The organism is Gardnerella massiliensis, from assembly GCF_003408845.1.
Lineage (GTDB): Bacteria > Actinomycetota > Actinomycetes > Actinomycetales > Bifidobacteriaceae > Bifidobacterium > Bifidobacterium vaginale_H.
Genome location: NZ_LRTV01000001.1, coordinates 771,934 through 786,993 on the forward strand (window position 1 = coordinate 771,934; position 15,060 = coordinate 786,993).

General features: G+C 51.9%; 8 protein-coding genes. 3 read left to right on the plus strand and 5 right to left on the minus strand.

The window, feature by feature from the left end; all coding sequences use genetic code 11:
* The 3 genes from AXE77_RS02875 to AXE77_RS02885 form a co-directional block, all read right to left on the minus strand.
* Positions 1 to 5,288: fatty acid synthase subunit beta domain-containing protein (locus AXE77_RS02875; protein WP_240612630.1), on the minus strand; the 5,288-nt coding region annotated here is incomplete at its 3' end.
* A gap of 92 nt (positions 5,289 to 5,380) precedes the next feature.
* Complete coding sequence (locus AXE77_RS02880) at positions 5,381 to 7,039, minus strand: acyl-CoA carboxylase subunit beta (protein WP_116712013.1); 1,659 nt, start codon at positions 7,037 to 7,039, stop codon at positions 5,381 to 5,383.
* Entirely contained in the window at positions 7,039 to 8,970 is a 1,932-nt protein-coding gene (locus AXE77_RS02885; protein WP_116712014.1) for an ATP-binding protein, read from the minus strand. Before AXE77_RS02885 ends, AXE77_RS02880 begins: the two co-directional genes overlap by 1 nt.
* 153 nt (positions 8,971 to 9,123) lie before the next feature.
* Here AXE77_RS02885 and AXE77_RS02890 point away from each other — a divergent pair, with 153 nt between their 5' ends.
* Complete coding sequence (locus AXE77_RS02890; RefSeq protein ID WP_116712015.1) at positions 9,124 to 9,783, plus strand: biotin transporter BioY; 660 nt, start codon at positions 9,124 to 9,126, stop codon at positions 9,781 to 9,783.
* A 423-nt stretch (positions 9,784 to 10,206) separates the two neighbouring features.
* Here the strand turns inward: AXE77_RS02890 and AXE77_RS02895 are convergent, their stop codons facing one another.
* Positions 10,207 to 11,097 (minus strand): biotin--[acetyl-CoA-carboxylase] ligase, encoded by an 891-nt coding sequence (locus tag AXE77_RS02895; RefSeq protein WP_116712016.1) that lies wholly within the window; start codon positions 11,095 to 11,097, stop codon positions 10,207 to 10,209.
* A gap of 128 nt (positions 11,098 to 11,225) precedes the next feature.
* On the opposite strand from AXE77_RS02895, the gene AXE77_RS02900 reads away from it, so the two are divergent.
* Both AXE77_RS02900 and AXE77_RS02905 read left to right on the plus strand, forming a co-directional pair.
* The gene (locus AXE77_RS02900; protein ID WP_240612631.1) at positions 11,226 to 13,370 is read left to right on the plus strand and encodes a DUF6020 family protein; all 2,145 of its coding nucleotides are present in this window, start codon (positions 11,226 to 11,228) and stop codon (positions 13,368 to 13,370) included.
* Between the two features lie 9 nt (positions 13,371 to 13,379).
* Positions 13,380 to 14,777, plus strand: a complete 1,398-nt coding sequence (locus tag AXE77_RS02905) for a helix-turn-helix domain-containing protein (protein WP_116712017.1) — start codon at positions 13,380 to 13,382, stop codon at positions 14,775 to 14,777.
* Between the two features lie 22 nt (positions 14,778 to 14,799).
* Here AXE77_RS02905 and AXE77_RS06715 read toward each other — a convergent pair.
* Positions 14,800 to 15,060: hypothetical protein (locus AXE77_RS06715; RefSeq protein WP_205727516.1), on the minus strand; the 261-nt coding region annotated here is incomplete at its 5' end.

The window sequence follows — 15,060 nt, forward strand, 5'->3', positions numbered from 1 at the left end:
ACTGTCACCTTTTCACTACTGAACTCCGGCAAAGCAAGCGTTTTCGCACCAAGATTTGCCAAAGTTGGAGCGTTTCCTAAACCAACTTCCACGTATTCTTCAACACCAAGCCCGCCGCGAGCGCGATCCGCAAACATAAGCGCCTGCGTTTCAATCCAACGAACCGGGGACGCAAACTGCCACGAAAGCAGCTCCGTAAGCAGTAGTCGGCCGAGCTTCTGCTCATCCTCTGCATAAGACTTCCAAGTGGTTTCGTCTTCCAAAGCCGCTTCAATACGCTCGGATGGCACCACGTCCAGAATCTTCTGCGCAAATTCGCGCGTAAGTTCGAACGGGCAGGCCACGAGGTTTGGAATGTAACGGTCTACGAGCACCGAGTAGTCAATGTGTTCCGGCAGAAGCGAGTCGAGCTTGTCGCGGAATTCCGGCACGCCCTTGCGCAGCAGACGGGAGTGGAACGGCACGTCAATTCCCGGCACGAGCATAAACGGAGGCTTTCCACCATACTCTTTCGCACGCTTGGAAGCGTCGGCTTGCAAAGCCTTCAAGCCCTTAATAGTTCCGGCAATTGCGTACTGTTGACCTGCCAAATTGTAGTTTACAATCTGCAAGAATTCGCCAGTAGCCTTGGAAATTCCTTCAACGTAAGCGTTTACGCCTTCGTCTCCAACTCCGAACTGGTTTGGTCGAAGCGCGCCCATGCGGTAGTTCGAGCGTCCTTGAGCGTCGCGCTCGATCAGATGGTGCATGGTAGAACCGCGATGGAACACTAATTCAAGCACGGTTTCGAGTGGAATAATTTGTGCGAAGGAGCTTAACGCGTTGTATTCGCCAAGCGAGTGGCCGGCAAAGTAGGCTGGCCAAATATCGCAGCCGGCTTCGCGAAGACGCGCGGTTTGCGCAAAAGCGACGGTTGCGAGCGCAACTTGCGTAAATTGCGTCAAATTAAGCAGTCCTTCAGGGTGACGATACGTTACGCCGTGAGCTGTAAGTTCTTTTGGATTATCGCGCACGACAGCGAGGATTGAGAAGCCGAGTTTTTCGCGAGTGAGCTTGTCGGCTCGTTCCCAAGTTTCGCGTACCGCCGGGGACTTTGCGCGCTCGTCCAGCGACATTCCTTGCTTTTGGATACCCTGACCTGGGTATACGAAGGCTGCGCGTGGGGCGCGGGTAAGTGCGCTTGCTTTAGACACGATTTGTCCGTTAACGCGGCAGGTGACTTCCAAAGCGAGTCCGCCGCGGCGAACTTTTCCTACGCGTTCGACGGTGATTTCTACTTCGTCGTCCAGCTGAACCATGCCGTACATGTTGTAAGACCAGCCGATCAGCTCGTAGCGAGCGCCTTTTGCGTCCAACGCTTGAGCCACGTGCTGAGCGGTGGCAGACAGCCACATTCCGTGTACGAGAGGCGCGGAAAGTCCGGAAATTGCGGCTCCTCGTAAAGAAGTGTGGATTGGGTTGAAGTCGCCGGAAGTGCGTGCGAAAGCGGTCATATCGTGAGGCGCGCGCACAACTACTCTACGCAAAGCCCTGCGAGGTGTGTCTTCAATTTCGTAGCCGTGCAATTCTGCTGCGTCACCGTATTCGGCGGCAGGTTCCGGAAGCGCGTTGCTAAAGCTGCGTCCGCGGATTGCGAAACGTTCGGTTTCGTGCGCAAGTCGCGTACCGTCGGCTGCGGTGTGCACGATGTGAATGGTGACAACGCGCCCGGAAGCGGATTCTGCATACGGCTCCGCCCAACCGAGCAAATTAATTCGCTTTCCAACGTACTTGCGGAAGTCTTCAGCGTCAACGTCAAGCTCAACCAGGTGATCCAAATGAACCGCGTTAAGCAAGCCCTCAATAATCGGGTAATCGTCAACCATTACCGAGCCTAGTGCCGAGTAAATTGTTGGCCAAGCTGGGCCGACTAAAGCGTCCGGCACAATGCGAGAAGCGAGAAGTCCGTCCGGCAAGCGGCCAGCAGTTGCGGATTCGTGGTCGATTCCAAGATTGCGAGAGAAGGTATAAGACGAGCGAACTAAGCCGAATGGCGACTCAGCGTAACCTTCTTCAACCAAATCTTCCGGCAATTGTGCCAAACTGCCATCTTCTTTTACTCTTTCAACCTTTGGCATTGCATCGAGCACATCTCCCGTAATCGCAGTATTTCCAATACCTGCGGTTGCGGCGAGCATTTCGTATACGTGCTTTGGAAGGCGAGCGCGGTCCACTACTGGAATGGTTCCTGCTCGGCTTGCGTCGACGGTTAGCGGAATTACAATATCGCGAACCGCATGCTTGCTGGTATCGCCACCATGCTTGCTGGTATCGCCACTGCGACTATCCCAGAAAGTGTCGAGTTTGATATCTAAATCGAGCGAAATTACGTCGTTATTAGTAGCGGTTACGTTGATTACGTAATTTTCGTCGCCTAATTTTGTGCCGTAAGCTGGATTTGCGGTTACGTGACCAACCCAAGAAATATTTGGGCAGGCGCGAACGTAAGCTTCTACGTTTGCGGCGGCGGCAATTTGGCTGAAGGCAACTTTTGCGCTACTATTTTCAGACTTATTTTCAGCCTTATTTTCAGACTTGCTTTCCGCACCCGCTTCCGCGCGACGTACCATTGCCGCTTCAAATCGTCCAAGAATATCCGCAATCGGCTCGTCCATAGTCGTAATACCAGCCACGGAAATAGGCCCCGGAATTACGCGCACAGCATCCGCCGAATATCGCGAATCTTCCGACTGCCAAAGCTGATCCTGACCCCACCAACGCAACAAATCGTTGTCAATAACCGGCACAAACGGCATTGGCTTCGGGTATTCGCGCACCAAAGTTGGGAACCACGCGGCATCCATTGGCACCACGTTCAGTTCGCTAGCCTGAGGTAACGCTTGCAAAAGCGTATCTAAAGCAGCTTGCGGATGCTCACCAACTTCCGCACGAGACGGCAAAATCGACGCAAATTCGCCGGAATCCTGGCTCACTAATCGCGCTTCAATTCGCTGCAATAAGTGAAGGTAACGATCCACATACGTAGGATCCACCCACGGGTATGCCAAATCGAGGAAACGCTGAGCAAACTGAGCGTAAGTCATGCTTTCAAGGTCACCAAAATATGGTTTTGCGGTTGCGTTCAATGCCGCAATTACTTCGTCGCGGCGAGTTTCAAGCTCCTCCGGATGCTTCATCATGTGCACAAGAAGGCGTCCGCAGCGGGCAGAAGCGTTTTCCAACTCGTAAATGTCGGCGTGCAAATGGCTTAAACCACTGGTCACACCGCCCACAACCTTGCCCAACGGCACCCAACGCTCTCCCAAAGGTGCGAACGGATCGTCGTCAAAACCTTCCACGCTCGCAGCTTTCGGCATCACAATTCCTGGCGTTTCAACCAGCATGCGCTTTACTGCAGGGCTGGTATGCGCCTCTTTTGCCGTCATTGCAGCCGTACCAATCATCACAGCATCAACAGGCATATTTGGCAAACCGTATTCGCGCGCCCATTCGCCGGAAATGTAGTCGGCTGCGCGAGCAGGCGTACCGATTCCGCCGCCGGCCACAAGTACCAAATTATCGCACTCGCGCACCTGAGCGTACGTTGTCATAAGCAAATCGTCCAAAGACTCCCACGAATGGTGGCCTCCTGCAGCGCCGCCTTCAACCTGCACAATAATCGTGGCTGGAGCAACCGCCTTCGCAATTCGCACAACCTGCCTGATTTGGTCAACCGTTCCCGGCTTAAACGTTACGTAAGGGAACCCGTCTTTTTGCAAGGACGCTACTAATTCCTTAGCTTCGTCAAGTTCCGGAATTCCGGCAGAAATAACTACGCCGTCGATTGGAGCGCCCGACTGCCTCTTTTTTGGTACGATTCGTTTCGAACCAAACTGCAAATTCCACAGGTAGCGGTCCATAAACATTGCGTTAAATTCGATAGTTGCGCCTTCGCGAAGCTGATTTTCCAGCGACTTTATATGGCGATCGAATACTTCCGCTGTCACCTGGCCGCCGCCGGCAAGTTCCGCCCAGTAGCCAGCGTTCGCTGCAGCCGCAACGATTTCCGGTTCTACAGTAGTTGGGGTCATGCCAGCAAGGAGCACAGGGGCTTTGCCGGTAATCTTGCTAAATTTGGTGAGAACTTTGCGTCCGGAAGGAGTGTCGACTACTTGTGGCGCAAAATCAGCCCAGCAGCCGGTGCGCGCCGGCACGGAAGTCGAGTCCGCGGTTGAAAGTTCGGCGCGAGCGCGCATTGTGGCAGTTTCTACAACGCCAGCGCCCGTTCCTTGCACCAGCACGCCCGTAAGTTTTCCGAGCACTTCGCTAGGGCCCATATCCATAATCCACAGCGAGCGCGCATCGTTTTGAGCCACCACTTCGCCAATTTGCGCCGCCCAATCTACAGGCGTCACCAGCACAGCGTCAGCCAATTCGCGCGCAACCGCAACGTTTAATCCGGCCTCGCTAGCCCAAGCCTCCACCTGCTCAACCGCAGATTGAAGCATTGGCGAGTGGAACGGCACGGTTACATCTAAATATTCCGCAACCGGCGCAAATACTGCGCCGCCACGCACCTTCATTTCGCGCAATTTCTTGGAACGTTTCGCTTCCTTCTGCGCTTCGTTCGCCACGGCTTCCATATCTTCCGGATATCCGGATAGCACCACGTGATTGTAAGCGTTGGTGACTGCGATTGAAATTTCGCCACGAGTGCGTTCGACGCGAGAAATCAGCGCTTCCGCCTGCTTTTTGGTAACTCCCTTAAGCGAAAGCATTGGCGTTATTTCGCCGTCGCCCGTAATTTCCAGCATGCGCGACTCGCGGTCTCCTGCTGCGCCAATTAGGTAGGCGATTGCGAGCAGTTCTTCAATTTGTGGTCGAGCTTTTTGCCAGGATTTTGCTTTCAGACGCGCTTTTACCATTTCTGCTGCGATTACGCCTTGGGAATGTCCTAAAACTGCGCAAGGCTTGTTCACTTCAAAGTTGTAGCCGAGATTGGTTAAGTCGCGCACGGCGCCAAGTTGTGCAAGCGTAATTCCCGGCACGCTGAGCAGCGCGTTCGCGGCGTGAATATGCTTATTTTCTAACGCATCGAACACGTTCATGTCGCCGCCAGCGTTTGCCAGCAGTTCTGCGTAGATTGGGGCGAGTAGCGCTTTCGCTCCGCTTTCATATTCGTGGAGTTCCGCGTTTAATTCCGTGTCTTTACCCAAGTCTCGCAAAGCTTCAACCCACGGAGTTGATTGTCCTGCGAAAACAAGCGCGTGCGGATCGTGAGCGAGTTGGTCGAAAAAGTAGGTGGTCATGGTATTTCCTTCTCGTTGATATCCAATAATTTTTTATAAATTTTTATAAATTTTCGTAAGTTTTCGTAATTTTTTATAAAATTTCGTAACTTTTACATTGGTTGATTTCCGTGATGCTTGCCAGTTCTGGAAACTCGCTTTTTACTGCGCAAAAGCTTAAGCGAGCCGGCAATCATATCGCGCGTCTGCTCCGGATCAATCATGGCGTCAATTTGGCCCGTTTCCAACGAAAGATTCGCGTTTACGGTAGTCGCCTCATATTCGTCAACCAACCGTTTTCTAAGCGCTGCAACGTCCTGCCCACGCTCCTTCGCTTTCTGCAAATCCTTGCGATGGATAATGTTTACGGCACCTTGCGCACCCAAAACCGCAATCTGGCTGGTCGGCCACGCGTAGTTCACGTCCGCACCCATCGACTTCGAGCCCATCACAATGTAAGCTCCGCCGAAAGCCTTGCGCAAAATCACCGTAACCAACGGCACCTGCGCATTCGCGTACGCGTAAATCACCTTCGCACCCCTGCGAATAATTCCGGCATGCTCCTGATCTGAGCCAGGCTTGTAACCAGGGGTGTCAACCAAAGTGACCACCGGCAAATTAAACGCGTCGCACAATCGCACAAATCGCGCCACTTTTTCGGAAGAATTTACGTCCAAAATACCAGCGTTTACTTTCGGCTGATTCGCCACGATTCCAACCGGATGCCCTTCAATGCAAGCAAAACCAACCACTGCCGAAGCAGCGTACAATTCCTGCACTTGCACAAACTCGCCGTAGTCGACAATCCTACGAATCACGTCGAGCACATCGTAAGGCTGACGGTCGTTATCCGGCACAATATTCGCCAATTCTCGCGCAGTTTCACGGTCAGCTCGCGTTGCAGCGTAGGCAAAAGTTGGAGGATCAACTTCGCAGCTCGACGGCAAATAAGCTAAAACCGTGCGCGCGTAGTCGATTGCGTCCGCCTCATCCTCACCCAAGTAGTGAGCAACGCCGGAAGTTGCGTTGTGTACGAGGCCGCCGCCCAAATCGTCCATACTAATGGCCTCGCCGGTTGCAGCCTTAACCACATCCGGGCCGGTGACGAACATGTTGGAATGTTCGCGCGTCATAATAATCAAATCCGTCAACGCAGGGCAATACACTGCGCCGCCGGCGCAAGGGCCAAGAATAAGCGAGATTTGCGGAATCAATCCGCTCGCTTCGCAAGTTTTTTTGAAAATTCGCCCGTATTGCATCAGCGCGTTCACACCTTCCTGGATGCGAGCGCCGCCGGAATCAATCACGGCTACAACCGGCACACGAAGCTGCAACGCCATGTCCAAAAGATGGCAGATTTTCTCGCCTTCAGCCTTGCCGAGGGTGCCGCCGCGCACAGAAAAGTCTTGCGCATACACGGCAACTTTGCGTCCGTAAACCTCGCCAAAACCGGTGATTACAGCGCATCCGGCCACGTCGTTGTTTATGTCACCGCCGTTGAAGCGGCCGATTTCTACGAAGGAGCCGGTGTCGAAAAGCAGGTCGAGGCGCTCTCTTGCAGTGCCTTTGCCTTTGGCGTGCTGGCGCTCGCAGGCTTTTTGTTCAGCGTCGCGGGCGAGCTTTGCTGCGTGCTGGACGGCGGCTTTCCCTCGGCGAGGCTGCAAGTTGGCGGCACCGGCGTCCGCAGCGTCGGCGTTCGCAGCGTCGTTAAGAGCATTATCAGAAGCAGTTTTTGCCGAAATTTTTGTTTGTTCTTGCAATAACGCGCTCATTATTTTTGCTCTCCTTGCGACTTTTCAGAAGATTTTTCGGAAGACGTTTCAGACTTTTCCTTATCCGCGTCCTTACTTTCGCCCTTGCCTTCGCCCTTACCTCCAGCAAGATCAATCGTCACCAATTTCGCACCAGATTCCACGCCGTCACCCGGACCAACAAAAATTCCGGTAACCGTGCCCGCAGCCGGCGCGTACACGTAATTTTCCATCTTCATAGACTCAAGCACCACAAGCAAATCACCCTTAGCAACCTGCTGACCTTCAGCCACGTTCACACGCGTAATCACAGCCTGCATAGGTGCCGCAATCACGCCCGGAATCTGCTCCTGCTCCTCAGTTTTGTGAGTATCCCCGCGAAGCCCACGCCCGCGCAACGGCTGCGAAGCTCTGGCGACGCTGCGAACGCGAGCAGAACCCGTCAAATTGTCCACAATATCGCGCGGAATCGTAAGCTTGACGCGCTTATTATCGACCTCAATAACGAAAGATTCCATTGCAGGCTGCTTATTTTCTGATTCGTCCACAGACTTTCCAGAAACCAAAGAAGCCGGCTGCCCACCCAGAGACGCTGCCGGAACGCGGTTCAAATACTTGCGTTCCAACCACTTAGTAGACACGTCAAAACTGTGATTTTCCGCCGTAAACTCAGGATCGTTAAAAATCTGCTCAAAAAGTTTCGCCGGAGTTGGCACGCCCTCAATGCAAAGTTCCTTCAAAGCGCGACGTACGCGAGCGACGGCAGTTTCGCGACTTTGTGCAGTAATAATAAGCTTGCCCATCATGGAATCGAATTTTGGCGACACGTTATCGCCAACTTCCACACCAAAGTCGACGCGAATACCAGGGCCGGAAGGCCACTTAATCTTCGTCAAAGTGCCGGAACTTGGAGTCAAATTCGTAGCAGGATCTTCCGAAGTAATACGCAACTCAAAGCTGTGTCCGCGAGGCTCCGGATCCTTAGTCAACTCGCCGCCGTCAGCAATATTGAGCTGCTCACGCACCAAATCGAGTCCGCTAACTTCCTCACTCACCGTGTGCTCAACCTGCAATCGTGGATTAACTTCAAGGAAGTAGACTTTATGCTGAGAAGTCACCATATATTCGCACGTGCCAAGACCAACGTAGTCAACAGCTTCAAATAGGTTACGAGAATATCGGTAAAGCTGCTCTTTTTCATCGTCGGTCAAGAACGGTGCAGGAGCTTCCTCAACCAGCTTCTGGTTGCGGCGCTGCACCGAGCAATCGCGCGTGGAATATACGGTGAAATTTCCGTGAGCGTCGCGACCGCACTGCGTTTCCACGTGGCGAGCCTTGTCAATAAAACGCTCAATAAAATATTCGTCTAAGTCGCCGCCCTGCAAAGCGTCGTGATTCATGTAAAAGCCGCGCAACTCGTCGTCGTTGTGCACAACAGTAATACCGCGGCCGCCACCGCCATCCGTGCGCTTCATCATCACCGGATAGCCGTGCGTTTGCGCAAATGTTAAAAGCTCTCGAATATCTTTTACCGGCTCCGAAATGCCCGGAACTGGCGGCACTTTCGCGCGAACAGCCACGCGACGAGCCGTAATCTTATCTCCCAAGTCAATAAGCGCTTCCGGACGCGGACCAATCCAAATTACGCCAGCATCGTTAACTTTCTTCGCAAAAGACGCAACTTCCGAAAGGAATCCGTAACCAGGGTGCACAGCATCCGTGCCGCTTCTTTTAATAATGTCAAGAATTGCGTCCTCATTTAAGTAGGTATCGCGATATGTGTCTCCGGAAAGCGCGTACGCTTCGTCCGCCATTTCTACAAATTGTGCCTGCCGATCCGTTGGCGCGTAAATTGCGACGGTAGCAATGCCCATTTCGTGAGCCGTGCGAATAACTCGCAAGGCGATTTCACCGCGATTAGCGATGAGTATTTTTTTGATATTCGTAACCATACGTTACAAGATATTGGAAAAGTTGCGTTTTCGTATGAGCCAACATACACAAAAGCTTGCGCAAAATTTTGTACACTTCTCCAATGCTGATATTTTCTGCGGCTCGTAAGGTGATTAGCGAAACGGAAAACGTTTAACCGAAAGAAGGTTTTCATGACTAGCATGAATCAAAACAATGCAACTACCACCGCCACGGCAGCATCCACTGCAACCGTTGCGAATAAGCTGAAGACGGCCGCAGTTTGGCTCGCTAAGCCAGCGCTTCTCACTGTGCTTTTGGCACTTTCTACTATGGCTGGCGCTATTTATCTTCCTATTACGCCGGTGCCTATTACGTTGCAAACTCTTGTTTTGTGCATTATTGGTTTGACGCTGAGCTGGCGCGAAGGCGTGGCTTCCGTTGTGATGTATCTTGCCGTTGGTGCGGCAGGTTTGCCTGTGTTTGCTGGCTTTAGGGGCGGTTGGGCTGTTTTTGTAGGCCCTACTGCTGGCTTCCTTGTTGGTTTTATTTTTGGCGTTGCCGCAACTGCCGCTTTGAAGCGCGTATTTGACGTTGCTCTTGACGCAATGATGCCAGAACGCTCGTTTAAGAAGACTTTTGTACGTTTCTGCACTTACGCTGTAGCGTCTGTAATCGGCACGATCGTGATTTACGCATTCGGCATTTTTGGTCAGAGCTTACTTACCGGCATGCCGCTTTCTACTGCTGCCGCAACCTTGATTATCTTCATGATTGGCGATTTGATTAAGGCTTTCGTTGCGAGCGCGGCTTGCTCCGGCTTGTACAACGCGCTTAATAAGAAGCGTGCGTAACAGAAACTTCATATCGCAAAAAAGCGACATTTCCTTTACGCGACTGTAAAGAAACTAACGAAATCTCGCTAAAAAGTGACAGTGACTTTACAGCGTTGTATAGAAACTAACGAAATATAACTCACAAGCGTTAGTCGCTTTACACGCATGTAAAGAAACTAACGAAATACCGCAGAAAAACGACATTTCCTTTACAGCAACGTAAAGGGAATGTCGTTTTGTATAAGAAAAAACTCCGGCAAATGTTCCACAAAACCACCAAAACAGCAACAAACGCAGGGAACTTTCCCGCAAATGTTCCAAAAAAAGGCCAAAACAGCAACAAACGCCGGAGTTTTTCCGGCAAATGTTCCACAAAACCACCAAAACAGCAACAAACGCAGGGAATTTTCCCGGCGTTTGTTGTCGCGCGCTTTTTAAATCTCACTCTTCGTACGCAACGGCCTGCACATCGCCGCTTTTAACCACAATCTCCTCGCCGGAATCTTCCTGGACCGTAAGCGAAGCATCTTCCCCAATGCGCACAGCCGTTCCCGTCACAACGCGCCCGTCAACCGGATGCACATTCACTTTGCGACCAAGAGTCCAGCACACAGCGCTTGTTTCGCGCAGCAAATCGGCGGCATTGTTTGGGTAATCGCGCATAAAATCGCCAAGTCTGGAACGCAATCCCGCAACTATTTTCGCCGCAATCATATCTCGCAATTCTTCCGCTTCCGGCAGCGCAGTCATGTGCATTTGCAGCGAAGTTGCCATTTTAATCGGCAGCACTTCTTGCGGCACGTTGAGATTCAATCCGATTCCAAAAACCACTCCAACAACGTCGTCGCGCCCCGGCACCGCCACAATTTCGGTTAAAATTCCACCTTCTTTGCAATCGTGCAAAAACACGTCGTTCGGCCACTTGAGTTTTAGCGTACATTCGCTGCCGTGTTTCGGCTCACTTCCGCATTCTGCGAAGGTTTCAAGCAGCGCGTCTCTAGCGGCGATGCCCGCAATTATTGGCAGCCAGCCGTTTCGATTTTCATCCATAACTATCGACTTTGGTAGCAAAGTTACGAAAGAAACCAAAAAACTTTCCCCTGGCCTGCTCACCCAAGCACGCCCTAGTCTGCCGCGTCCTGCCGTTTGCTCGTCGGCAACAATCGCAAATATTGTTGGCTTTCCGTCGACTCTCGCTATTATTTTGCCTTGTTGTATCATTTCGCGAGCAATATTTTGCGTAGAATCGGTAATTGCGAAAAATTGTACAGAATCCGCTTCTGCAGCGGTTCGTGGCAGTACTGTCACACTTTGCGAAGAAAATGTAGTCATAGGTATAATTTACCTCAGGTTGTATGTTGGCACGCTGTTGCGTGAATTTTGGTTAAGTTCCGTTCAGACGCGGTTGCGACCAACATACATATAGTTTTATTAAGGTTACTAAACAGGTGTTGGTTAATATGGAGCAAATTTGTCGCACATCGCAGTCCGACCAAGTGCAGTCACCAAACCATACGCAACCAAGTCACACGCGTAGTCGCGTAAAACTCACCTCTCGTATCGCCTGCTATATTTTGTGCGCACTTTTGTGCTCCCTCCTCGCCTTCGCCACTTGCATAGGACCGATTTTCAGGAACCAGGATCCGCAATTTCACCTGGGCACACTCGCCGATTTTTCCTGGATTAACGCGCTGATTTTCGTGCTCGCTTTCGCAATTTACGCGGCAATGCTGGCTACGCTGATCTATTACGGAAAGTGCGGCGCGATTCCTCCGCAATACGGCAAGTTCGCGAATTGGATTAGGCTACATTTGATTAGGCTGCATTTGATTAGGAAAGGAAGCAAAGGCGAGAAATATAGCAAAGATAGCAACAAAGATAGCAACAAAGGCGAGAAAGCTAGCAAGAAAGCCAGCAAACCAAATCACATTCTCCTACTTCTCTCTATCCTGAAGCCGCGCTTTTCTTACGGGTTCCGCTGGTTCGTTACGCACGCCACGCGCAACCGCCGCAACCTGTTCCTCACCTTCCTCCTCGGCTGGCTCTGGGCGCCGGTTACCCTGCTAGCCGCATACGGCGCCGACATTTGCTCACAAATCCGCGAGTACAGTTGGGCTTGGAACCAAGTCACCGGCCTCAAACAGCCCTATATCGGCTTCTTCAGCTTCGTCCCCATGGATATTTACCCTACCGCTCACTACTTGTGGCCTGCGCAACCAACGTACTTAACTGACCAACACAACATAGTTCTCACCGTTATTTACGGCTCGGTTGCTGCGGTTTCGCGCTACTTTACGGATTCCAACGACGCGGGAATTGTGCTGCTAGCTTTAGCACAGTGCGTATTTGCGGCTTGGTGCGTAGCTGCTACAGCGCACCGTTTTTTGAACCGCCCGTGGCTTGCGGCAACGTCTAAACAAACGTCTAAACAAACTCTTGAGCACAATCTTCACACGCCATTATTTGCCAGATTTGCCGTACTGCTCATGTTTTTGCTTAACCCCCTGGTAGTATGCTCCACAATTGCGCTCACCAAGTCGCCGCTGTTCGCTTTCGCTTTTCTGTGGTGGTTTGGCGTAAATTACGAGCTGAGCCGCAGTTATGGCACGGACGAGGCCAACGCCGGCAAAACTGCGTCACCAACTGCCCCACCAACCACGTCGCCAAAAACACGATGGCACACCGTCTTAGAACTTATTATTTCCGTGTGCGTTATGCTTATCGCCGCCAAATACGCGTGGTACATTCTGTTCGCACAGTGCGTGCTGCTCGTCGTCTTCGATCGCAAACGTCGACGCTTATGGCTGTCTTGCATACTCGTGCCGACGCTGCTTATTCACGGCGCGCTCGTTTTTCTGATTTCTAGCGGCGCTATTATTAACGGCGACCCGATTGAGAGCCGCGGCATCCAGTTGCAGCAGATTGCGCGCATTGCGAAGTTGGATCCGCACAGCATTCCGCGTAGTACCAAACGCTTAATTGCGCCGATTTTTAATCTCGACCAAACCGCGGAAGCGTATAAGCCTTACGACGCCGACCCTGTGAAGTCTTCCGGCTTGCAGTCTAAGAAGGTGAGTTACCGTTGGCGTTACGTTACGCGCGATGATATTGCTCGCTTAAATCGCGCTTGGTGGATGATGGTAAAGCATAGTCCGCTGGTAGCGTTGGATGCGCTTATTGCGAAAACGTATGGTTATTTCGATATTTTCGATCGCCCGTACGTTGGTCCGGAATATTATATTGACACGGATAATATTCATAATTCCACGTGGATTAAGTATTGGAATCCTCGTTGGCGTACTCAGTTTGCGAGCGCGATTAGTTCGTGGAGCGATATACCGGTGGTGAGTTGGCCTATTCACGGCAATACGTTTGTGGTTGCGACGCTTATGTTGGGAGTTGCGGAGATTGTGTTGAAGCGTTGGCGCACGTTGGTATGGCATATTCCGTTAGCGTTGCTGGTTGGGGTGATGGTGTTGGCTCCGGCGAATAATTTTGAGCGCCATATGTTGCCGGTTGCGTTTGCGTTTGGTTTTATGCTACTTACTTTTTGGAGGGATACTGTTAGTCAATCGCGTTATAATAGTAAGGAATGTGAGGACTAAAGGCATACGATGGACGAGAAGAATTTGCAACAGTTTGCGCACAATGGTGACGCCCTTACTTCCGTCGTATCTTCTGAAAATTATACGAATGTTGCTGATGGTGGTGACGGTAACGAAATTAGTAACAGTAACGAAATTAGTAACGGAATTAGTAACGGTAACGAAACCGTGGATTTTCTTTCGCTCCTAGCCGGCGTGCAATCTTTATCAACTAATCAAGCCCACAATTTCGCTTCTAACGCTTCTACCACACCTAACGCTTCTACCACACCTACCGCTTCTAGTGAAGAATCTCAACTCAACGCTACCCCGGAAACTTCATTTTCAGCATCGCAGGAAGGTGGCGAAGAGAAGCGCCGTCACCATTTGTGGCATCGTCTTTCTACAAAACAGGATGGCAATAAATCTTCCGAAAGTAAAAAAGACAACACCCCGCATTTTACGCCACTTCCTAACGCTCCGAAGCCGCCACAATCTCCTTCCGGCATTTTTGACGCCCGCGACGGCCAAATTTTCGACGCTACCACTCGCCTTCGCTTGCACACGCTGATTGCAACGTGTCTTATGAACGGCATTGACGATTCTCGCATTAACGCTTTTATGCATTTGCTGCAGTGGCCTGACGCTCCAAAAATGATTGTTATTGCTGGAAGTTTTGGCACGAAGATTACTCCGGATGATGGTCCGAATCGAAAGCCAGCGCCTGCTACTCCCCCGGATAATACGGATGCGCTTCGTCGCAATATTTGGCCACAATTGGGAAGTTGCAACGCGTACGATGCGATTGTGGAGCGTACGCAGCAGAGCGCGTTGCAGCGTATTGCAGGTGCGTGGAAAACGGTTCAATCGGTTACGGGAAACACGGGCGAATTTGCGGCTCCTTCGCATATTATCATTCTTGCGGTGCGCGAGACGCCGAGCGATCAGGCTTTGGAAAAACTGTGCCAAATTTTTGCTCCGTCGCGCGAAACTGTTTGCGTTAGCGGCGTGGTTGAGGGCGTTGAGAATGTTGCTTCCGCGCTCACTGCTACGCTTGCGGCCGTGGCGGTGGCCCCTGCAGTACAGCATTTGCCGCAGATTATTCGCGTGGATGATGTGCTGCCGGAGCGCGCGCTTATAGGAGACGTGACGGCTTTTGACACGTTGTATCACAAGGTGTATCAGAGTTTGGCGCCTTATAATCACGACGACCCGACGCTGGCGACTATCGACATGTTCCTACGTTTTGGCGGCGCGCTCGACCAAACTGCGCACGAATTGAATGTACACCCAAATACGGTGCGTTACCGTCTGCGTAAGGTGGCGCAGACTACCGGCTGGGACGCTACGGACCCGCGCGCGGCTTACGTACTGCAGACGGCCATCACCATCGGCCGCATCCGCGACTCGCGCTCGCACATTATCTAGCTAAATCGTCGCCTCGCCAATCTTACGACATTCGCGCAGCGTGCCATCTGCACGAGTAACAAAAAACAGCCAACGCTCGCGCAGCGCGACGACCTGCCTGAGCGCTGCGATTTAGCGCGCGAAAGCAACTCGGAGCGCCGAGCTTGCTCAAGGTTGAAAGCACCGGTGTGCTTTCAACGCAAGCGAGGCCTGCCTTCGTCTCGATTGACGAAGGCAGGGCAGACTGGTGTGGAACATTTGCCGGAGTTTTTTCTCCGGCATTTGTTGCTACTTCGGCCATTTT